The 21,956-nt window shown below is 66.7% G+C and carries 17 protein-coding genes, 1 pseudogene and 1 other annotated feature; of the genes and pseudogenes, 12 read left to right on the forward strand and 6 right to left on the reverse strand.

Annotated features, from left to right (window positions below; all coding sequences use genetic code 11):
- Window positions 1-78 precede the first annotated feature (78 nt).
- The gene (locus tag FZ938_RS17230; protein WP_149199710.1) at window positions 79-1,563 is read right to left on the reverse strand and encodes an aminotransferase-like domain-containing protein; all 1,485 of its coding nucleotides are present in this window, start codon (window positions 1,561-1,563) and stop codon (window positions 79-81) included.
- Between the two features lie 306 nt (window positions 1,564-1,869).
- Here FZ938_RS17230 and tauA point away from each other — a divergent pair, with 306 nt between their 5' ends.
- The 7 genes from tauA to FZ938_RS17265 all read left to right on the forward strand — a co-directional run bounded on the left by tauA (window position 1,870) and on the right by FZ938_RS17265 (window position 8,668).
- Window positions 1,870-2,877: a taurine ABC transporter substrate-binding protein gene (tauA, locus tag FZ938_RS17235; protein WP_149199711.1), complete on the forward strand. Its 1,008-nt coding sequence runs from the start codon at window positions 1,870-1,872 to the stop codon at window positions 2,875-2,877.
- A gap of 46 nt (window positions 2,878-2,923) precedes the next feature.
- Window positions 2,924-3,727: a taurine ABC transporter ATP-binding subunit gene (gene tauB, locus FZ938_RS17240; RefSeq protein WP_149199712.1), complete on the forward strand. Its 804-nt coding sequence runs from the start codon at window positions 2,924-2,926 to the stop codon at window positions 3,725-3,727.
- A complete protein-coding gene (locus FZ938_RS17245; protein WP_149199713.1) occupies window positions 3,724-4,593 on the forward strand; it encodes an ABC transporter permease subunit in 870 nt (289 codons plus the stop codon). Before tauB ends, FZ938_RS17245 begins: the two co-directional genes overlap by 4 nt.
- A 26-nt stretch (window positions 4,594-4,619) precedes the next feature.
- Window positions 4,620-5,372 (forward strand): sulfite exporter TauE/SafE family protein, encoded by a 753-nt coding sequence (locus FZ938_RS17250; protein ID WP_149199714.1) that lies wholly within the window; start codon window positions 4,620-4,622, stop codon window positions 5,370-5,372.
- Window positions 5,373-5,386: 14 nt separating this feature from the next.
- Window positions 5,387-6,160, forward strand: coding sequence for an SDR family NAD(P)-dependent oxidoreductase (locus FZ938_RS17255; RefSeq protein WP_149199715.1), 774 nt, complete (start codon window positions 5,387-5,389; stop codon window positions 6,158-6,160).
- Between the two features lie 44 nt (window positions 6,161-6,204).
- Entirely contained in the window at window positions 6,205-7,602 is a 1,398-nt protein-coding gene (locus FZ938_RS17260; RefSeq protein WP_149199716.1) for an aminotransferase family protein, read from the forward strand.
- A 223-nt stretch (window positions 7,603-7,825) separates the two neighbouring features.
- Complete coding sequence (locus FZ938_RS17265) at window positions 7,826-8,668, forward strand: ParB/RepB/Spo0J family partition protein (protein WP_149199717.1); 843 nt, start codon at window positions 7,826-7,828, stop codon at window positions 8,666-8,668.
- Window positions 8,669-8,718: 50 nt separating this feature from the next.
- Here FZ938_RS17265 and speB read toward each other — a convergent pair whose 3' ends face one another.
- From speB to FZ938_RS17290, 5 genes are all read right to left on the reverse strand, one after another.
- Window positions 8,719-9,771: an agmatinase gene (gene speB / locus FZ938_RS17270; protein WP_149199718.1), complete on the reverse strand. Its 1,053-nt coding sequence runs from the start codon at window positions 9,769-9,771 to the stop codon at window positions 8,719-8,721.
- Between the two features lie 46 nt (window positions 9,772-9,817).
- A complete protein-coding gene (locus FZ938_RS17275) occupies window positions 9,818-10,615 on the reverse strand; it encodes an ABC transporter permease (protein WP_149199719.1) in 798 nt (265 codons plus the stop codon).
- Window positions 10,615-11,466, reverse strand: a complete 852-nt coding sequence (locus FZ938_RS17280) for an ABC transporter permease (protein ID WP_149199720.1) — start codon at window positions 11,464-11,466, stop codon at window positions 10,615-10,617. The genes FZ938_RS17275 and FZ938_RS17280 overlap by 1 nt, the downstream gene beginning before the upstream one ends.
- Entirely contained in the window at window positions 11,463-12,554 is a 1,092-nt protein-coding gene (locus FZ938_RS17285; protein WP_149199721.1) for an ABC transporter ATP-binding protein, read from the reverse strand. The genes FZ938_RS17280 and FZ938_RS17285 overlap by 4 nt, the downstream gene beginning before the upstream one ends.
- 70 nt (window positions 12,555-12,624) lie before the next feature.
- Window positions 12,625-13,713 (reverse strand): ABC transporter substrate-binding protein, encoded by a 1,089-nt coding sequence (locus FZ938_RS17290; RefSeq protein ID WP_149199722.1) that lies wholly within the window; start codon window positions 13,711-13,713, stop codon window positions 12,625-12,627.
- Window positions 13,714-13,877: 164 nt separating this feature from the next.
- Here FZ938_RS17290 and FZ938_RS17295 point away from each other — a divergent pair, with 164 nt between their 5' ends.
- The 5 genes and pseudogenes from FZ938_RS17295 to FZ938_RS17315 all read left to right on the forward strand — a co-directional run.
- Complete coding sequence (locus tag FZ938_RS17295; protein ID WP_149199723.1) at window positions 13,878-14,786, forward strand: LysR family transcriptional regulator; 909 nt, start codon at window positions 13,878-13,880, stop codon at window positions 14,784-14,786.
- A gap of 135 nt (window positions 14,787-14,921) precedes the next feature.
- Entirely contained in the window at window positions 14,922-16,517 is a 1,596-nt protein-coding gene (locus tag FZ938_RS17300; RefSeq protein ID WP_149199724.1) for a gamma-glutamyltransferase family protein, read from the forward strand.
- Window positions 16,518-16,607: 90 nt separating this feature from the next.
- Window positions 16,608-16,769, forward strand: coding sequence for a hypothetical protein (locus FZ938_RS30620; protein ID WP_174757114.1), 162 nt, complete (start codon window positions 16,608-16,610; stop codon window positions 16,767-16,769).
- Window positions 16,770-17,003: 234 nt separating this feature from the next.
- Window positions 17,004-20,735: an ELWxxDGT repeat protein gene (locus tag FZ938_RS17310; RefSeq protein WP_246457374.1), complete on the forward strand. Its 3,732-nt coding sequence runs from the start codon at window positions 17,004-17,006 to the stop codon at window positions 20,733-20,735.
- Between the two features lie 195 nt (window positions 20,736-20,930).
- Window positions 20,931-21,940, forward strand: a pseudogene (locus FZ938_RS17315) (IS3 family transposase); the annotation flags it as partial.
- Window positions 20,951-21,067: a sequence feature (AL1L pseudoknot), on the forward strand. Its footprint overlaps the pseudogene before it by 117 nt.
- Window positions 21,941-21,956: the final 16 nt, after the last annotated feature.

Genomic DNA, 21,956 nt, shown 5'->3' on the forward strand with positions numbered 1-21,956 from the left:
GTTCGTCTGCAGAGCTTGGCACAAAGACCCCTCAAGCTTCACCGAAAACCCGCACCATCAAATGCCGGGACTAAACACCTAGACGGCCTCCTTCCGCAATAGGGCGCCGAGCCGGCGCAATCCCGGCTCGATCCTGTGAGTGGCGATGGAGGTGAAGCCGAGGCGGAAATAACGGCGGCCCTCTGCCGGATCGAGGAAGAAGATGTCGCCAGCCTCGATCAGAACGCCCTGGTCGCGCGCCCTGCGGACCAGATCGCGGCTGTCCAGGACGGGCGGACCTTCGATCCAGAAGCTCTTGGCGCCGAAATCACGGCGGAAGCGGCAGCCGGGCAAAAGCTCCGGCAGCAGGTCGGCGATCCGCGCGGCCCGCTCCTCCAGCACGGTGGCGGTCCGGCGCAGATGCTGGCGGTAATGGCCGAGCTGGATGAAGGTGGCGAGGCTGCGCTGGTTGTTGGTCGGCGGGTGGCGCAGCATCAGGCGCCGCAGGACGCGCAGTTCGTCGATCACCGGTTTCGGCGCCACGACGTAGCCGATGCGCAGACCCGGTGCCAGAATCTTGGAGAAGCTGCCAGTGTAGATCACCCGGTCCGCCCGGTCGAGGCTCTTCAGGCAGGGCAGATCGGCATCCCCCTCCACCGACAGGTCGGATTCATAATCGTCCTCGACCAGGACGACATCTTGGCGGGCGGCGGCGTCCAGCAGGGCGCGCCGCCGCCCGATCGGCATCACGGCGGTGGTCGGACATTGGTGCCCCACCGTCACAAAGGCGACCCGGCTGCTTGCGAACACCGCATCCGGCACGACGCCGAAGCCGTCGCTGGTCAGCGGCCGCATGTCCGCCGTCGCGATACCGACCATGTGGCGCACATCGGGATAGCCCGGATTTTCGATGCCGACCGGCGTGTCGCGGCCGACCAGCAGCTGGACCAGCATCGACAGCGCATGCTGTGAGCCGATGGTGATGATGATCTCCCCCGGACCGGCGAAGATGCCGCGGCGGGGCAGCACCTTGTGGCGCAGCTGGTCCAGCAGGTCGGGGTCGTCGTCGTCGATCATGTCGCGGGCCCAGCGGGTGATCTCCTGCACGCTGGACGCCGCCTTCACGCTCTCCCGCCACGGGTTGGTCGGGAACAGGCTGGGATCGAACTGCCCAAACAGGAAGGGATAGGGATAATCCATCCAGTCGCGCGGCTTGGTGATCTGCGGCAGACGCGATGGCTGGATGGCGAAGCGCGCTGCCCAGCCGCCCGCCCTGTCCGCCGCGACGCTGGCGTTCGTGGGCTCCGACGCCCGCCGGTCGTCCGACGAGGCGACGAAGCATCCGCTGCGCTCCCGCGCGATCAGCAGACCGTCGTCGATCAGATGCTGATAGGCGGCGTTGACGGTGTTGCGCGAGATGCCCAGCGCCTCGGCAAGGCTGCGGCTGGAGGGCACCCGCAAGTCGGGCGCCAGCAGTCCGGTCTCGATGGCTTCCGCGATGATGCTGCGGACACGCGCGCTCAATCCCTGCGGGTCACGCTCCATTCCGCCGAAAAGAAGCCGCCAGGCGGTGTCGATCTGCATGGTGCAACCGTCCTTCTTCCCCCGAGACCATCACGTCGGCCATCACGTCGGGCTGCGTGCCCCGGTATGCGGAAAAGCAAGAAGAGTGCCGGCCGGCGAAGGGCCGAACGGCGTCGGTTGCGGCGGTCGGCATGGTTACCGGACGGGCGTCTGCCCAAACCGGCGCCACATGGCGCGGGATGGGGCAGCGGATCGGGCGCCGGACCAGTCACTGCCGCAAACCGGGAGGATCTGGACCTTTCGGCGGGGGCGGCGGCTGGGTCCTAATGGCGGCATCGGATTACCGGCATCGACGGAGACCCCGCCATGACCTTCAGCAAGACCCTGCTCGCCACCGCCTTCGTCGCAATCGGCGCGCTGTTCGGGGCCTCCGCCCCGGCCGTGGCCGCGGAGAAGACCGTCACCTTCGCCTACCAGGACATGATGACGCCCATCCGCGTCCTGATGGAAAGCGGCGAGCTGGAGAAGAAGACCGGCTATGCCGTGAAGTGGGTAAAGTTCGGCGGTGGCGGCGACGTGATCCGCGCCATGTCGTCGGGCAACGTCGACATCGGCGAAGCCGGCTCTTCCCCCATCGCCGCGGCGGCCTCGCAGGGGCTGCCCATCACGCTGTTCTGGATCCTGGACGACATCGCCAATGCCGAACAGCTGGTCGCCCGCAACGGCAGCGGCATCAAGTCCATCGCCGACCTGAAAGGCAAGACGGTGGCGGTTCCCTTCGTTTCGACCTCCCACTACCAGCTGATGTATGCGCTGCAGGAAGCCGGGCTGTCGGGCAAGGACGTCAAGCTGCTGAACATGCGCCCGCCGGAGATCGCCGCCGCCTGGGAGCGCGGCGACATCGACGCCACCTTCATCTGGGCGCCGGTCCTGACCGCCGCGAAGAAGAACGGCACCGTCATCGCCAGCGCGGGCGACTTCGCCAAGAAGGGCAAGGCGACCTTCGACGGCATCGTCGCCACCAAGGCCTTCATGGCCGCCAACCCCGACTTCATGACGACCTTCGTCAAGCTGCTGGCCGCCGCCGACGCCGATTACGCCAAGACCGGCGACGGATGGACCGCGGCCTCGCCGCAGGCGGCGGCCATCGCGAAATGGACGGGCGCCGCCCCGGCCGACGTGCCGGACGGGCTCGCCGCCTACCGCTTCCTGCCCCTGGAGGAGCAGGCGTCCAAGGAGTGGCTGGGCGGCGGTGCCGCCGAGGCGCTGAAATCGACCGCCGAGTTCCTGAAGAGCCAGGGCCGCGTCACCGAACTGGCTCCCGACTACGGCCCCTTCGTCACCGCCGACGTGGTGAAGGCGGCGGCGAAGTAACGGTCCGGTCCGCAGCGCCATTCCCCGCACGTCAGGAGGCCCAGCCATGCTCGAAGTCCGCAATGTCAGCGTCCAGTATGGCGGCGGGGAAGGCGCGACCGTCGCCCTGTCTTGGGTCGATCTGACCATCGAACCGGGGGAATTCGTGGTGGCGCTCGGCGCGTCGGGCTGCGGCAAGACCACCCTGCTGTCCTGCATCGCCGGCTTCCTGCCGCCGACGGACGGGGACATCCTGCTGGACGGCAAACCGGTCACCGGGCCGGGGGCCGACCGCGGCGTGGTGTTCCAGCGCCACGCCCTGATGCCCTGGCTGACCGTGGCCGACAATGTCGCCTTCGGCCTGAAGATGCAGGGCATGGGCAAGGCCGAACGCGGCCGGCGCGCCCGCAGCATGCTGGAGTTGGTCGGACTGGCGTCCTTCGCCGACAAGCGGATCTACGAGCTGTCGGGTGGCATGCAGCAGCGCGTCGGCATCGCCCGCGCGCTGGCCGCCGACCCGCGCATGCTGCTGATGGACGAACCATTGGGCGCGCTCGACGCCTTCACCCGCGAACAGATCCAGGAACTGATCCTGCGGGTGTGGGCGGAGACGCGGAAGATGGCCTTCTTCATCACCCACGAGGTGGAGGAGGCGATCTTCCTGGCCACCAAGCTGATCATCATGACCCCGCGCCCCGGCCGGATCGCCGAGACGATCCCGCTGGATTTCAGCCGGCGCTTCCTGGCCGGGCAGGATGCCCGGTCGGTCAAGTCCTCCCCCGATTTCATCGCGATGCGCGAACGGGTGCTGGGCTTCATCCACGACCGCACCGGAAGCCACGGCGACGCCGCCACAGGAGAGGCCGCATGAAACCCACCGCCACGGAGCAAGCAAAGTCCGCCGACGGTCTGGCCGGCATTCCGTCCGGGATGGTGCCGCTGAGCCGGCTGCGCCGCCGGATGCAGGGCTTTCGTTCCCAGCCGGCGCTGATCAGCATGGCGGCGATCCTGGCGGCGCTGGCGCTGTGGGCGGCGCTGACCGGCCAGGGCGTGGTCAAGCCGCTGTTCCTGCCGAAAATCGGGACGGTGTTCCAGACCTTCCTCGACGCGGTGGATGGGCGGATCGACGGTGCGCCGCTGGCCGAGCACATCGCCATGAGCCTGCTGCGCGTGGTCAGCGCCTTCCTGCTGGCGGCGCTGATCGGCATCCCTGTGGGGCTGGCGACGGGGCTCAGTCCGTCCTTGCGGGCCGCACTCGACCCCTTCATCGAATTCTACCGGCCGCTGCCGCCGCTGGCCTATCTGCCGCTGGTCATCATCTGGTTCGGCATCGGCGAGACCTCGAAGATCCTGCTGATCTTCTTCGCCTGCTTCGCCCCGGTGGCGCTTGCCGCCCGGGCCGGCGTGTCGGCCGCTGCGGCCGATCAGGTCAACGCCGCCCGCGCGCTGGGCGCCAGCCGCTGGCAGGTGGTGGTGCATGTGGTGCTGCCGGCGGCCCTGCCCGACATCCTGGTCGGTCTTCGGATCGGCATGGGGGTGGGCTGGACGACGCTGGTCGCCGCAGAGATGGTCGCCGCCTCCACCGGGATCGGACAGATGGTGCTGAACGCCTCTAACTTCCTGCGCACCGACATCGTGCTGATGGGGATCTTCGTCATCGGCGCCTTCGCCGCCCTGTTCGAATTCGGCATGCGCTGGCTGGAACGCCGTCTGGTGCCCTGGAAGGGCAAGGTCTGAATCACTGAGGGAAGGTCGCGAAACCGATGTCCATGCTCCTCTTCGGGGGCGTGACCTTCCTCGCCGCCGCCTTCCGCGGGGTGACGGGGTTCGGATACGCCCTGATCGCGGCGCTGGGGTTGCTGTTCCTGCCCTCGCCCGCCGCCGGCATCCCCTTCATCCTGGTCAGCGACCTGCTGCTGACCTGCTTTCTGCTGCTGGACCGCGAACAGGGGACGGTGGATTGGGCGGTGGCGTGGCTGATGCTGGCGATGGGGTTCGCCGGCGCGCTGTGCGGCAGCCTGATCGCCGCCAGCCTCGACGACGCAACCTCACGGCTGCTGGTCGCGGTGACGGTCTTCGGGGCAGCCTGCGTTGCCCTGGTGCGGGAGCCGCCGCACTGGCTGCGGCACCGGGCAGTCGGGGCCGGCATCGCCTTCATCGTCGGCGTCCTGCTGGCCGCCTTCGCCGTCGGCGGGCCGCTGATCGCGGCGTGGCTGCTGGCCGGTGGGCGCGACCGCCGGACCATCAAGGGCACCCTGGCGGTGTTCTTCGGTGCGGTCGACGCGCTCAGCTTGGCCGGGCGTGCTTTGGTGGGGGCCATCGACCCCGGCGTGGTCGGGCTGCTGGCGGCTTTTATCGGTCCCACGCTTGCCGGTTTCGCCGCCGGCCGGCTGCTGTCCGCCCGCCTCAGCTTCGATGGCTGGCGGCGGCTGGCCTCCGGGGCTCTGTTCGCCGTGGCAGTGGCGGGCCTGATCCAGACCGCCGTCACGTTGGGCCTGAGCTACACTCCGTCGTAAGGAAAAATCACGCAATGCAGAATATCGCCCCGAAGACCGCTCTCGTCACCGGCGCCACCTCCGGGTTCGGCGACGCCATCGCCCGGCGGCTGGTCGCGGAGGGCTGGCGGATCGTCGCCACCGGCCGGCGCCGGGACCGGCTTGAGGCGCTGGTCGAGGCGCTGGGCGGGCCGGCGGTGGTCCACCCGCTGTGCTTCGACATCCGTGATGAGGAGGCGACCCGCGCCGCGCTGGAGTCGCTGCCGCAGGAGTTCGCCGACATCTCCGTCCTGGTCAACAATGCCGGGCTGGCGCTCGGCACCGCGGCGGCGCAGGACTGCGACCTGGAGCAGTGGCGGACGATGATCGACACCAACGTCACCGGGCTGGTGACGATCACCCGGCTGCTGCTGGCCCGGCTGATCGCGCAGCGCGGGCTGATCGTCAACCTCGCCTCCGTCGCCTCCAACTGGCCCTATCCCGGCGGCAACGTCTATGGCGGCACCAAGGCGTTCGTGAAGCAGTTCTCGCTCGGCCTGCGCAGCGACCTGTCGGCACAGGGGTTGCGCGTGACCTCCATAGAGCCGGGCCTGTCGGAAAGCGAATTCACCCTGGTGCGCACCGGCGGCGACAAGGCCGCCTACGATGCGCTCTATGGCGGGGCCAACCCGCTGCAGCCGGAGGACATCGCCGAGACGGTGCGCTGGGTGGTGTCGCTGCCCCCGCACGTCAACATCAACAGCGTCGAGATCATGCCGGTGAGCCAGTCCTGGGCGCCGTTCAAGATCCACCGCGACACGCTTCCCTGATCCCGCCCTAACCGGCACCGCATTCCACCCCGAGGAGATGACCGATGGATGACGTCCTTCGGACCGATCTGTCACGCACCAACGATATCCGCCACGTCATTGAGGCCGACCGCGCCCATGTCTGGCACCATCTGACCCAGCACAAGGGCTTCGAGACGGCCGACCCGCGCATCTTCGTCGAAGGCAAGGGGATGCGGGTGTGGGATGCCACGGGGCGCGAATATCTCGATGCCGTGTCGGGCGGCGTGTGGACGGTCAATGTCGGCTATGGCCGGGCCAGCATCGCCGACGCGGTGCGCGACCAGCTGGTCAAGCTGAACTACTTCGCCAACTCCGCCGGGTCGACCGCCGGCGCCCGCTTCGCCGAAAAGCTGATCGGCAAGATGCCGGGGATGAGCCGGGTCTATTATTCGAATTCCGGCTCCGAGGCGAACGAGAAGGTGTTCAAGATGGTGCGCCAGATCGCGCACCGGCACCATGGCGGCCGCAAATCCAAGATCCTCTACCGCGAGCGCGACTATCACGGCACCACGCTCGGCACGCTGGCGGCGGCGGGGCAGGCGCAGCGGCGCGCCCAGTTCGGCCCCTTCCCCGACGGCTTCGTCGAGGTGCCGCATTGCCTGGAATACCGCAGCCAGTACGGCGCCGTGGAGAATTACGGCGAGTTGGCCGCCGACGCCATCGAGGCGGTGATCCTGCGCGAGGGGGCGGACACGGTCGGTGCGCTGTGCCTGGAGCCGATCACCGCCGGCGGCGGCGTCATCACCCCGCCCAAGGGCTATTGGGAGAAGGTGCAGGACATCTGCCGCCGCCACGAGGTGCTCCTGCATATCGACGAGGTGGTGTGCGGTCTCGGGCGCACCGGCATGTGGTTCGGCTACCAGCATTACGGCGTGCAGCCGGACTTCGTCACCATGGCGAAGGGGGTGGCCTCCGGATATGCCGCGATCTCCTGTACCGTGACGACCGAGCGGATCTTCGAACTGTTCAAGGACGATCCGGCCGACCCGATGTCCTTCTTCCGTGACATCTCGACCTTCGGTGGCTGCGTCGCCGGCCCGGCGGCGGCGCTGGAGAACATGCGGATCATCGAGGACGAGAATCTCCTCGCCAACACCCAGGCGATGGGAGAGCGGCTGCTGGCCGGCCTGTGGGACCTGTCGGAACGCCACCGCGCCGTGGGCGACGTGCGCGGCAAGGGGCTGTTCTGCGGCGTCGAACTGGTCCAGGACCGGGCGACGAAGGAGCCTGCGGAGGAGAGGCTGGTGCAGGCGGTCGTCGCCGACTGCATGGCGAACGGCGTCATCATCGGCGCCACCAACCGCTCGCTGCCCGGCTTGAACAACACGCTGTGCCTCAGCCCGGCGTTGATCGCCACCGCCGACGATATCGAGCGAATCGTCGCGGCCATCGACGGCGCTCTGTCGCGCGTTTTTCAATGACGGAGGCGTAGCACACTCAGCCAGCACACCCTGAGGCACGATCTGGCGGCGCTGCACGGGTCCGGATCAGCCGTGGTTGGGACCGGACCCGATGCCTTGACAATATTCCTATAATTGGGCAGGATCGCGGCTGCCAGCGCAACAGCTGCGTCCTTCCCGCCCCATCCCCTGCCCGACCCGCCGCGTGCCTGCCCAGGCCCGCGGCTCAAGGAGTTTGTGCGCCATGAGCCTTGCCACAATGGGCGACGTCGCGTGCATCGCCGTCGCCGCCATCACCGTGCCCGACAGCCACGCCCGCCGCCGCATCGACGACGAGGAGGTGGAGTCGCTCGCCCGCTCCATCGAAGAGATCGGGCTGCTGCAGCCCGTCGTCGTTCGTCCCCTGGGCAGTGGGCGTTACGAGCTGCTGGCCGGAGCTCGGCGGCTGCGCGCAGTGCAGGCGCTGGGCCGGGTGGGGGTGCCGGCCGTGGCGGTGTCCAACGAAAGCGCCGCGGTGCTGTCGCTGGTCGAGAACACGCAACGCCAGGGGCTGGACGCGCTGGAACTGGCCGAAGCGCTCCAGCGCCTCGTGGAGCGGGACTGGGGACGGGAGGCGCTGGCCCGGCTGGTCGGGCGCAGCACCAGCTGGGTCGGGGACCTGCTGAGCCTGAACCGGCTGCCGGACTGGATCAAGGCGGAGTACCCGAAAGTGCGGCGGGTGGTGTCGCGCTCGCTGCTGGTGGAGATCGCAAGAGTACGCGACGCGGAGGCACAGGCGGCGTTGTGGCGGGAGGCGAAGGGCGGAGCGCTCACCGTGCGGCAGGCGCGGCGGATGCGGCGCGAGGCTCTGCCGGCATTGCCCCGCGCCTTGTCGGCGGTGCGGCGCTGCGCCCGCCAGTTGGACCGGATCGACGCCGCACCGGATCTGGCGGAGACGGACCGGTCGGCGCTGCTGGCGCTGCGCGACAGGATCGATGCGCTGCTCGGCGCCGGACAAGCCGGCGTGGTCCAGGACGATGCGGCGCGTGATGCGCTGGTGAGCGGGAGAGCCGCCGAGGCACTGCCGTTCGTCGGCCAGACATCGTGACCCGACCGGCGGCCCGGTCACGATCCTCCCGGTCAGCCGGCCGGCGGGGATCAGCCCCGCCGCTGCTCCAGCGCCTTAACGGCGAGGCACAGGATCTCGAACAGCATCTGCGCGCCGGCCTGGGCGGTGGTGGTGTTGGTGTCATATTGCGGGGCCACCTCGACCACGTCGCCGCCGATGACGTCGAGCCCGACCAGACCGCGCAGAAGCTCGACCGCCTCCCGCGTGGTCAGCCCGCCGACTTCCGGCGTGCCGGTTCCCGGAGCAAACGCCGGATCGAGGCAGTCCACGTCGAAAGAGACATAGACCGGCCCGTCGCCGACCACTCGGCGGGTTTGTTCGATTACGGCGGGAATGCCGCGCTGCGCCATCTCCTCGGCATGGATCACCGTCATGCCGGACTCGTAGGAGAACTCCCAAAGGAACTCGGTGCTGCCGCGGATGCCGATCTGCACCGTGCGCTCGGGGTCGAGCACGCCGTCCAGCACCGCCTGACGGAACGGACCGCCATGGTGGAACTTGGACCCTTCGTAGGGGCCACCGGTGTCGCAATGGGCGTCGAAATGGATCATGCCGACCGGACGGTCCCGTCCCAATGCCTTCAGGATCGACTGGCTGATCGAATGGTCGCCGCCGACCGACAGCGGGATCACCCCGGCATCCATTACCTTGTTGTAGAAGCTCTCGATGTCGTGATGGCAGGCTTCCAGGCTGAAACGGCTGGACAGCGGCACATCCCCGACATCGGCCATGCGGCAGGCCGCCGACGGCACCATTTTCAGCACATATTCGTAAGGACCGATCCGCTCGATCGTCCGCACCGCCCGCGGACCGAAGCGGGCGCCGGCGCGGTTGGTCACCCCCAGATCCATCGGCACGCCGATCAGCGCGATCTCAAGCCCGCCGAAATCGGGCAGTTCGGGCGCATCCGGACGGTATGGCGCGTCGAGCAGGGTAGAAACCCCGGCGAAGGGCTGGGTCCGCCGCCCCCCGGCGGAGAATTGCAGGGCGGCGACACGCTGGAACTCCGGCGAGTGGATGTCGGCGCCGCCGCTGCCGCTGTATTTCTCGCGCAGACGGTTGAGCTTGTCCGGATCGATCATTTTGATTGGTCTCCTGTCGGAAAGTCGGTCGGGCCGGTCGGGCCGCTCAGTCGGCTCTGATCCAGGCGCCCAGCAGGCGCGGCAGGTCGCCGAAGCGGGCAATCAGCCCGAAGACGGCCGCGGTCAGCAGCACGAACAGAACGGTGACGGCGGCCATGGTCGGCGTGTAGCCGTAGCGCAAGGCGTTGAAGATCTTGATCGGCAGTGTTTCCAGCGTGAAGCCGGCGACCATGTAGGCGACGATGTATTCGTTGAGCGACAGCACGAAGGCGAATGCGAATCCCGAAATCATGTAGGGCCGCACCAGCGGCATCACCACCGTCCGCAGCACGGTGTGGTCGTCGGCCCCCATGGTCGAGGCGGCCTCGACATAGCTGCGGTCCACGGCGCCGAATCCCAGCGACAGCGTGACCAGCGGCAGCGTGACGAAGAAGATGGCGTGGCTGACCACCACCGTCCACGGCTCGCCATACTGGCCGAAGGTGGACCAGAAGCTGAGGAACCCCAGCGCGGTGATGACCGGCGGCAGGATGAAGGGGGTCATTCCCAGCATCTCGAACGCCCGCGCCCAGGGCGCCCGCCAGCGCCAGATGAACCACGCCAGTGGAAAGGCGATGGCGACGGCCAGCGCCGCCGACAGCGCCGCCACCACGAGGCTGGCGATCAGCGCCCCGCGCCAGCCGGGATCGGTGAAGATTTCGGCATACCATGCCAGCGACAGGCCCCTGGGCGGGAAGTCGAGCGAGCGTTTGGCGTTCAGCGAAACCCCCGCCACCACCAGGATCGGCGCGGCCAGGACGAGGCCGATCAGGCCGGCCATCAGGCTGTTGAGCCAGCGCAGCATCACGCCTCCTCCTTGCGTCCGATCAGCAGCGACAGCCCGACCAGCGCCAGACTGACCAGCACCAGGAAGACCGCCATCGCCGCCGCGAACGGCATGTTGGACTGGTAGATCGCCTGATCGGTGATCAGCACCGACAGGGTCCAATGCTGCGGCCGGCCCAGCAGCTGCGGCAGCAGGTAGCTGCCGAGCGCGAAGACGAAGGCCATGATCAGGGTCGCCACGATGGTGTTGCGTTGGGTCGGCACCACCACGGTGAAGAAGGCCTTGAGCGGCGAGGCCCCCAGCGTCCGCGACGCCTCCACCAGGGCCGGGTCGAGCCGGGCGAGCGCCGGATAGAGCACCAGCACGGTGTAGGGAAAGGCCTGATACACCATGCCGGCCAGCAGCGCGCCGAAGCTGGGCGACAGCGACTGCGGCTCCGCCATCAGACCGACCGCCACCAGCAGGTTGGTGATGCCGGCGGTGCGCGACAGCAGGGTCGACCAGGCGAAGCCGATGATCACCTCCGACAGCGACAGGATCGACAGCAGGAAGACCAGCCAGCGCACCTGGGCCGCCCGCGGCAGCCGCGCCAGCCGGTAGGTGAAGGGAAAGCCGATGCCGACCGCCACCACGGCCACCAGCGCCGCCAGCTCCAGCGAGAAGGAGAGGACCCCGCCGAAGAAGGCGCTGAGGAACCGTTCGTAATTGGCCAGCACCAGATCGGGCTCGTAGAAGCCGCCGGGAATCCGGCGGGCGACGCTGACCGCGATCATCAGGCCGAAGGGGATGACGAAGAAGACGACCAGCATCAGCGCCGGAAACAGGATCGGCGCATGTTCGCCGAGGCTGCGGGGGGCGCGGCGGATCATGACGGCCGCTCCCCGGCAGTTCCGCCGTCCGGCGCCCTACTCTCCGGTGGCAGGACGACGCAGGCTTCGGCCGGAATCTCGACGATGACGGCGGCGCCCGGTTCGACCGCCGGGCGGTCCTGCGGCCGGGTCAGCGCCACGATCTCCCGCCCGGCGACGTCGATGCGGAATTCGACGCTGGCGCCGAGATCGCGGATGAAGGACAGGGTTCCGGTCAGCCGGTTCGCTCCATTGGGCGTGGTCGCCGGATGCAGCAGCACCTCCTCCGGCCTGACCGACAGCAGGGCGCGGCCATGCGGCGGCAGCCCGCCGAGGACCAGTTCGCCTCCCGGTACGCTGGCGCGGCCGGGGGCCGTCACCTCGCCCTCCAGCAAGTTGGTCATGCCGATGAAATCGGCGACGAAGGCGTCGGCAGGCCGGCGGTAGACCTCCATCGGCGGGGCGGCCTGACGGATCCGCCCCTCCGACATCACCACCACCAGATCGGCCATGGTCATCGCCTCCCGCTGGTCGTGGGTGACGACGATGGTGGTGATGCCCAGCCGCCGCTGCAGCTGCTTCAGTTCGATCTGCATCGCTTCGCGCAGCTTGGCGTCGAGCGCCGACAACGGTTCGTCGAGCAGGAACAGTTTCGGTTCCAGCGCCAAGGCACGGGCGATGGCGACGCGCTGGCGCTGGCCGCCCGACAGCTGCGACACCGGCCGGTCGGCCATGCCGGGCAGGCGCACCAGTTCCAGCAAGCTTTCCGCCTTGCGGCGGCGCTCGTCGGCGGGAACGCCGCGGATGCGCAGGGGATAGGCGATGTTCTCCCCGGCGCTCAGATGGGGGAACAGGGCCAGCGACTGGAACACCATGCCGAAATCCCGCTTGTGGGCGGGGGTCGTGGTGATGTCGCGATCGTCGATCAGCAGCTGGCCGCCGGAGGGCTCCTCCAGCCCGGCGATCATCCGCAGAAGCGTGGTCTTGCCGCAGCCGGATGGGCCGAGCAGGCAGACGAACCGACCATGCGGGATGCGCAGGCTCGCCCCATGCACCGCGGTGAAGCTGCCGTAACGCTTGGTGAGACCGTCGAGAACGAGGGCGGACATGGCGGGCCTTCGGATCGTTCGGAAAGGACGGAGCCCTTCCCCCGCACCAGGGGAGAAGGGCATTCGCGGGTCAGCCCACGATCATTTCCGTCCATTTCTGGTTCAGCCAGTCGGCCTTGGACAGGTAGAGGTCATAGCGCGGGACGATCGGGGTCAGATCGGAGGAGACCGCGGCGAACTCCTTGTCCGTCAGGTCGGTGGCAGACCGGTCGATCGTCGGCGAGGTGCCGACCTTGCGCGACAGCAGCGCCTGGATTTGCGGCTGGCACATGTAATCGATGAAGACATGGGCCAGATCGCCGGCCTTGGATGCCTTGGACACCGCCCAGCTGCCGGAATCGAGGATGCCGCCCTCCTTGGGGAAGGTGGAGCGCACCGGATGGCCATCGGCGGCGGCGAGGCCGGTGACGTCGTGGTAATACTGCCCCATCGGGATCTCGCCGGACTTCAGCGCCGCCTCGAACTGCGCCTCGTCGCGGTACCACAGCTTCACGTTGCTTTTCAGCTCGGCCAGCTTCTTGAAACACTCCAGCTGGCCTTGCTCGCTGTCGAGATGCTTGGACCCGCCGAAGAAGGTGGCGGCGGTCACGTCCAGCAGGAAGGAGTTGGAGACCAGCGCCAGCAGGCCCAGCTTGTCCTTGTTGGCCGGGTCCCACAGCGCTGCCCAGCTCTCCGGCGCCTGGGGATAGGTCTTGGTGTTGGTCACCAGGGTTATGTACCAGGACACCGCGCCGACGCCCGACAGCCGGCCATCGGGGTATTTGTTGATCAGCGCCGGCTTGACCTTCGCGGCGTTCGGCAGCTTGGCGGGGTCGAGCGGCGCCCACAGCTCGGCGGCCATGCCCCTCAGCATCGCCACCTGGGACATCATCGACACGTCGGCCGGAGCCTGCTTCGCGCGGGCAGCCTGTTCAAGCTGGATCAGCCATGCCTCGCCCGTCGGTTCGGCCACAGCCTCGACCGCGATGCCGGTCGCCTTGGTGAATTCGGGGAAGACGTGCTTGTCGAAGCTTTCCTTGAAATAGCCGCCATACACCCCGACCTTCAGCGACTTCGATTGAGCCCGGACGATGGAGGGAAACCCCACCGCCGCGGCGGCGACCGCCACGCCCGCCCCCGCCAGCACCGCCCGTCTGTCCAGTCCTGCGCCGATCTTCATTGCGTGTCTCCCTCTCGTCGTTGGTCAGCCCCGATGGAAGTGCATGCAGGAATTAGACGGCGACTTTGCCGTCCCACACATCCCGAATTTTTTGTATCTTACTTCGACAGGAGCCGAAGTAAGGCCGGCCCACCCCCTGTCCAGGCCGGAGGATTGCCGATCGCATGAGCCGGATGACCATTGAGACCGCCGATCTACGGCTTTTTCGCCTGTTCATGACGGTGGTGGAGGCCGGAGGGTTTACTGCGGCGCAAAGCGAACTGAACCTGTCGCTCTCCACCATCTCCACCCATTTCGCCGAACTGGAAGGGCGGCTGGGGGTACGGCTGTGCCGGCGCGGCCGGTCCGGCTTCAAGCTGACGGAAGAGGGGCAGGCGGTCTATGACGAGTTGCGGCGGGTGTTCGACACGCTGGACCGGTTCGGCGCCCGGGTGCGGGGGTTGCGCGACCGCCTGACCGGCACCCTCAGCATCGGGCTGGTGGACAACACGCTGACCGACCCGAGTTTCCCGCTGGAGCGCGTGATCACCCGCTTCGCCGACGCCGCCCCCGAGGTCAACCTCTCCATCTCCACCCGGCCGCCCAACGAGTTGCTGCGCGACGTGATCGGTGGCGGGCTGCACCTCGCCATCGCCGGCTTCCCGCGGATCGTGCCTGGGCTCTCCTATATCGACCTCTACACGGAAACCAACCTGTTCTTCTGCGGGGCCGGCCATCCGCTGTTCGACCGTCCGGACGACATGGTCGATCTGGACGAGGTGCGCCGTCACCGGCTGGTGGCCCGCAGCTATTGGGGCGCGCGTGACATCAAGGTCTTCGCGATCAGCGCCCCGCATGCGACCGTCAGCGACATGGAGGGGGCTGCCCGGCTGATCCTGTCCGGCCGTTATCTCGGCTATCTGCCCGACCACTACGCCACCCCCTACGTGCGGGCCGGACGGCTGCGCGCCCTGCTGCCGCGGGTGCTGTCCTACCACGCGCCGTTCCAGATCGCGGTTCACAGCGACCGGGCCAGGACGCCGGTGGTCGATCTGTTCATGACCCTGACGCGGGAGGAGATCACCGGCCGCTGATGGCAGTACGGCGATCCCCCATCAGATCTGCTTGCTGTGGTGGGATTTGGTATACCATCATCGTGGCGCGGTGGATATGCCCTCGCATCCGGCCCTCCACCGTGAAAGACCAACATCGGGGAGCCGACGGAGACCATGCGCAACTTCGAAGAACCGGGCCGGTCGCTCGCCATGGGGCGCAACGGCATGGCCGCCACCTCGCACCCGGCGGCAACCCTGACGGCGGTCGAGATCCTCAAGGCCGGCGGCACGGCGATCGATGCCGCGGTGGCGGCCTGCGCGGTTCAGAGCGTGGTCGAAGCGGGCTCCACCGGGATCGGCGGCGATTGTTTCGCCATGGTCGCTCCGCAGGGTGGGACCGACATCCGCGCCTATAACGGCTCCGGCCGCACCCCGGCGGCGATGACGCTGGAGCGCCTGCGGGCGGCGGGCGTCACCGTGATCGACCGCCACTCCCCCCACGCGGTCACGGTACCGGGCGCGGTGGATGCCTGGACGCGGTTGGTCGCCGACCATGGCCGCCTGCCCTTGAGCGAGATCTTCGCTCCGGCCATCGCCATGGCGCGCGAAGGTTATGTCGTCACGCCGCGCGTCTCGCACGACCTCGTCCAGCAGACCGATCTGCTCCGCCGGGATCCGACCGCCGCCACCACCTTCCTGGTGGACGGAGAAGCCCCCGCGGCCGGCACCGTCCAGACCCAGCCGCTGCTGGCCGACACGCTCGAGGCCATCGGGCGCGAGGGGCCGGACGCCTTCTACCGCGGCGCCATCGCCCAGGACATGGTGGAGTCCCTGCGGGCGGCCGGCGGCTTCCACAGCCTGGAGGATTTCGCCGAGGCCAAGGGCGAGTATGTCATGCCGATCCGAACCGACTATCGCGGCCGCACCATCCATGAATGCCCGCCGAACGGACAGGGCATCATCGCCCTGATGATTCTGAACATCCTCAAGCGCTTCCGTCCGGCCGGCGATCCGCTCGACCCCGACAGCCTGCATGTGGAGATCGAAGCGACGCGGCTCGCCTATGCCGCTCGCGACGCCTTCCTGGCCGATCCGGCGCAGACCGGGCCGTCGATGGTGGAGCATCTGCTGTCCGATGCCCTGGCCGACCAGCTGGCCGCCCGCATCGATCCCGCCTACGCGCTGGAGATCGGCGGAGTGTTTGACAGCGTCGAGCACAAGGACACGGTCTATATCGCCGTGATTGACAAGGATCGCACGGCGGTCAGCTTCATCAGCTCGATCTTCCATCCCTATGGCAGCGGGATGATGGCGCCCCGCTCCGGCGTGCTGTTCCACAACCGGGGCCAGAGCTTCTCCCTGGTCGATGGGCATCCCAACATGGTGGCGCCGCGCAAGCGGCCGATGCACACCATCATTCCGGGCATGGTCACCGAAAACGGGCGCGTCAGCCTGACCTTCGGCGTCATGGGCGGACATTACCAGGCGATGGGCCATGCCCATTTCCTGTCGAAGCTGTTCGACCACGGGCTGGACATCCAAAGCGCCATCGACCTGCCGCGCCTGTTCCCCCTGCCCGGCACCCGTACCGTGGAAGCGGAAACGGCAATCCGCGCCAAGGCGGGGGCGGAGTTGGCCCGCCGCGGCTTCACCGTGACGGCGCCCGGCTGGGCGATCGGCGGTGCCCAGGCCATCGGCATCGATTGGGAGCATGGAACCCTGCTGGGCGGCTCCGACCACCGGAAGGATGGGTGCGCGCTGGGGTATTGACGCCGGGCTATGCCCACATCGCCGACCAATTCGGGGTCAGCCGCGGTCCCTTGCGCGAAGCCATGCGGCAGCTGATCGCCGTGCTGTGCCATGGGCGCGCTGGTCGCCGGCAATTCCTCCATCAAGAGCTGGTCGGACATCGACAAGCCGGGCCTGCGCATCGCGCGTGACGCTGGGCACCTCGCTCGACAAGGACGTGACGGCGATGGTGCAGCGCTTGGCGTAATGGGAAATGAGGAAGCTAATCGCTGAAAGAAGTTCTTTATCCGTTCCGCACTGACGCTGTTAAGCTGACGCCTGTCGCGCTGTCCTCAAGTATAACGGGAGGAAAGCTGACTATGCATAGCGTCGGACACTCTTTCGAATCGTTTTATGTTCATAACAACGTATCTAATATATTCTCCAGCGTTACGGGAAGTATGTTGATAAGTGGTAGAAATGTTCCCGGCGTTCCCAGCGTCAGCGGGACTGCAAGAGGTGATCGCCATGACAACAACCGTCGTTACCGATCTCAATCTTGTAAGTTCCACTGCCGCCAACGCCGGAGGAAATTTGGACTCAGACAGTCCAGTGCTTTCTGGTGACGGCACAAAGGCAGTATTTGTCAGCTATTCAAGCAACCTCATTGAAAATGATTTGGCGCCCCATGAACCCGATCTCTACCTGAAGGACATCAAGACCGGCCAGATTGAGCTGGTCAACCGGACACAAGCCGGAAAACAGGTGATCGGATGGCTAAGCGCGGCGACCATATCGGATGACGGAACAACGGTGGCCTTTTCCAGCTATACGGATGATCTCCCACCGACAAACAACAACGGGTTCTATGATCTTTACGTGAAGAACTTGACGACCGGAGCACTGACGTTGGTTTCTCGTGCGGAGGACGGCGGCGATGCGAATGGCTCGAGCTTTGCCGCTGCATTGTCCGCCGATGGAACGAAGATTGCGTTCCTCAGTCAGGCAAGCAACCTCGTCACCGGTGACACGAACGGACAGGGGGATATCTTCGTTAAGGACCTGAACACGGGCAAGACGACCCTCGTCAGTCAGGCAGTGGACGGTTCCGTTGGGAATGGGCCCAGTTCCAATCCCGCGATTTCGGCGGACGGAACGAAGATCGCCTTTTCCAGCAGTGCCGATAATCTGGTCCCAGGTGACGACAACGGCGGCGAAGACATATTCGTAAGGGACCTGAACACAGGGAAAACCATCCTGGCCAGTCGGACCATGGATGGAAGGCAGGCATCAGGGGTCTTGGGCATACCGTCCATTTCGGATGATGGAACCAAACTTGTCTTTTCCAGCAACGACGATGATCTGGCTCCAGACGACAGCAACGGAACCGATGATGTCTTTCTAAAGGACTTGGTGACAGGCAAGCTGACGCTGATTAGCCGTAACCAGGACGGCATGCCGGGAAACGGGCAATCCATACTTCCGACCATTTCAGGGGACGGAAGAAGAGTTGTCTTCACAAGCGTCGCCGCCCTCGTTCCAAAGGATGGTCCCGCCTCCGCATATGACATCTATGTCAAGGATTTGACCACCGGAGCGATGATACTGGCCAGCGAGACCGGTGACGGCGTCCAGGCAAACGGCTCCTCATTCGGAGGCGTCATCTCGGCCGACGGATCACATGTCGGCTTTCAGAGCTATGCCGACAACCTCTCACCCGACGATGCCAACGGGGGGCTGACCGACGTCTTCGTCGCGACCCTTGGCCCACTGGCAGGCCAGCGAATCAAAGGAACCAGTGGAGCGGATACACTGACGGGCGGACGGGGGAACGACACGATTTCCGGTCGCCGGGGCGACGATCTCCTCTTCGGCAAGGGTGGGCGTGACGAGTTGGAGGGGGATCAGGGCAACGACTCCCTATGGGGCGACAGCGGCAACGACACCGTGAAGGGCGGCCCCGGTGACGACCGTCTGGACGGTGGAGCCGGAGATGATCTGGTGAGTGGTGGTCCGGGAGCCGACAGTCTGCTTGGCGGCAGCGGCCGCGACACGCTCTATGCCGGCGTCGACGGCCAGACGGACACGATGGCCGGCGGCTCTGGTGACGATGTCTATTGGATCATCGGATCCGGCAGCGACCAGCGGTCCAGCGACATCATCCGCGAGAATCCCGGGGAAGGCACCGATACGGCCTTCGTCAAGGGCTCCTATCAACTGGCGGACAATCTTGAGAATGCCGTCCTGCTGGACAACTCCTCCCAGGTCCCATCCCAAGCCCGGACGTTCCTGAGCGGAAACAGCCAGTCCAACGACCTCCGCGGCAACGCCGGCGCAAACGATATCTTCGGCGCCACGGGGAACGATACGATCCGCGGCGGCGGCGGTGACGACAGTCTGGGCGGCTATGATGGCGATGACCGCCTGTTCGGTGGCTCCGGCAACGATCGCTTGAGTGGTGAAGCGGGCGACGACGTGTTGGCGGGTGGCCCGGGAAACGACAGGCTCGGCGGCGGACTGGGCAACGACCTGCTGATCGGCGGCGATGGCAATGACAGCATTGGCGTGCATGATCCTTATCAAGGGGCCCTTGCCGGACGCGACACCCTCGTCGGGGGCAGGGGCGACGACTGGATGGACGGCGGCGGGGCGCCCGGCCGGTGGGGCGCCGTCGATTTCAGCGACGCCGCCGACCTGTTCCTCTTCGGCCGCGGCGGCCAAGGCTTCGGCCATGACACGATCTCGGGCTTCAACGACGACAATGACCGGATCGAGTTCCACGGCTACAGCCACGCGGATCTTGCCGGTCCGGTGACGGTCAAGGACATCAAGCCGTACACCTATTACCCGGACGGCTATTCCTGGGCGGCTGACATCGCTTTCAAGGACGGCTCCACCCTCCATGTCACCGGGGTGTCGCGCGGCCTACCGACCTTCACCGAAGGAAGCGATTTCACGTTTCCCGACTTCAGGCCGTCAGGAACCAAAGCCCTGTTCTCGGCCGACGACCCCGCCCACGGCCGCGAACTCTGGGGCACCGACGGCAAGGCTGCATACCTCATCAAGGACATTGCGCCCGGGCCAACCTCTTCCCAGCCCACCGGCTCGGTGGCCATCGGCGACACGCTGTTCTTCACGGCCGACGATGCAACCCATGGCGCAGAATTGTGGAAAAGCGATGGAACCGCCAAGGGAACGGTTCTGGTGAGGGACATCCGCTCAGGTGGCGGCTCGTCCAGCCCGAGCGATTTGATGGAGATGGACGGCGAACTCTATTTCACCGCCGATGACGGGGTGCATGGTCGCGTGCTCTGGAAGAGTGATGGGACCAGCAGCGGAACCCAAATGGTCTCCAACGCAATGAGCTCCATCATCGGCCTCACGGACGTGGACGGCACCCTGTTTTTCGATGCGCGGGATGCCGCACATGGTGTCGCTCTCTGGAAAAGCGACGGTACCGCCTCCGGAACCATGGTGGTGAAGGATTTCCTCCCCGGCAACATCGACCCGGGAGGGCCGTTTGCCCACGATCCACGACACCTGACGGCGGTCGGCGACCGACTTTTCCTTACATCCGGGACGGGCGAGTTCGAAACGTATCTGTGGGTGACGGACGGCACGGAAGCCGGCACGATTCCATTGAAGGGCGGCATGGTCACCGACACGCGTGAGGGCTTCGACAACGACCTGGAGGCGATGGACGGCACGCTCTACTTCAACGCCGACTTCTCGTTGTGGAGGTCGGACGGTACAGTCGAAGGCACCAGGGAGATCAAGAGCTTCGCACCGATGCCGGGATGGAATCCCAACAGCCTTACTGCGGCTGGTGACACCCTGTTCTTTGCCGCTGATGACGGTCAACATGGCATGGAGCTGTGGGCCTCCGACGGAACCACACCGGGCACCCACTTGGTCATGGATATCAATCCGGGGACCCTCGGAGCGTCGATATCCGACATGACGGCTGTTGGCGAGGAACTGTTCTTCAACGCGGACGACGGCAAGAATGGGCGCCAGCTCTGGATGAGCGATGGCACCGCCGCGGGTACGCGCATGGTCAAGGAAGTCGCTTCAGGTCCTGATTGGACAGCGGCAGACGATTTCAGCGCCGTCGGCGGCCAACTTGTCTACAGCGCACTCGATCTTCAACAGAATCGGGTATTCTTCTCGTTCGATGCTGCCTCCCTGAGCGTTAATCGGATCGGCAGTACCGACCTCATAGACGCATCCTACGACCCGAAGGGGATCGTTTCAATTTGAGGTGGGCCCACGGGGATGCGTCCAGTCGACGGTGGACGGTTGTCGGAGGGGCTTGCTCTGTCGAAAGCCTCGCGCTCTGACGATGTGATGGACGTTATTGCAGGGAGGCGGCCATTGATCTTGCCCCGGTTGGGTGGACACCACAGCTAAGCTCGGAGTGGAGCGGGAAGGTGTCCACCCAACCGGGGCAAGATCAAGTTCCTACGCAAGGCGTCGGCGTATTTCGCTCAGGCGGAGCTCGACCGCCCGTTTCGGAAATGATCGCCTTCATCGACGCGCATCGCGCCGTTCACGGGGGCGAGCCGATCTGCCGAGTGCTGCCGATCGCCCCGTCCACCTACCATGCCCATGCCGCCCGGACGTCCGATCCGGCCAAGGCGCCGGCCCGCTCGCGAAGCGACGCGGAGGTGAGCTTGGCTATCCGGCGGGTCTGGGACGCGAACTTCCAGGTTTATGGGGTACGCAAGGTGTGGCGGCAGTTGCGGCAGGAGGGCCTCGACGTGGCGCGCTGCACAGTGGCCCGACTGATGAAGCAGATGGGCCTGAAGGGCGCGACACGCGGCAAAGCGGTACGCACCACGATCAGCGACCGGGCGGCGTCATGCCCCCCTTGCGGCGGCAGCGGTTCCGGAACGGAACCGCGAGAGCCGGCTGACCGGGTGAACCGGCAGTTCCAGGCGCCCCGCCCGAATGCCTTGTGGGTGGCGGATTTCACGTACGTGGCCACGTGGCAGAGCTTCGTCTGCGTGGCCTTCGTCATCGACGCCTTCGCGCGCCGCATCGTCGGCTGGCGGGTATCGCGCACGGCACACGCCGGCTTCGTCCTCGACGCCTTGGAACAGGCGCTCCACGACCGTCGGCCGGCCAAGGGCAGCGGCCTCATCCACCACTCCGACCGCGGCTCGCAATACCTTGCCATTCGCTACACCGATCGCCTCACCGAGGCCGGCGTCGAACCCTCCGTGGGCAGCGTCGGTGATTCATACGACAACGCTTTGGCCGAGACCATCAACGGCCTCTACAAGACCGAGGTGATCCGGCGCCGGGGACCATGGCGCACCCTGGAGGCCGTCGAGCTCGCCACTCTCGAATGGGTCGACTGGTTCAACCACCGGCGCTTGCTCGAACCCATCGGCAACATTCCTCCCGCCGAGGCCGAAGCGCGTTACGATGCCCAAACCGAGGACGTCGCCATGGCGGCGTGACTCAACACAAATGGCC

Origin of the sequence: Azospirillum oryzae (genome assembly GCF_008364795.1) — a bacterium.
GTDB classification, from domain to species: Bacteria; Pseudomonadota; Alphaproteobacteria; order Azospirillales; family Azospirillaceae; genus Azospirillum; species Azospirillum oryzae.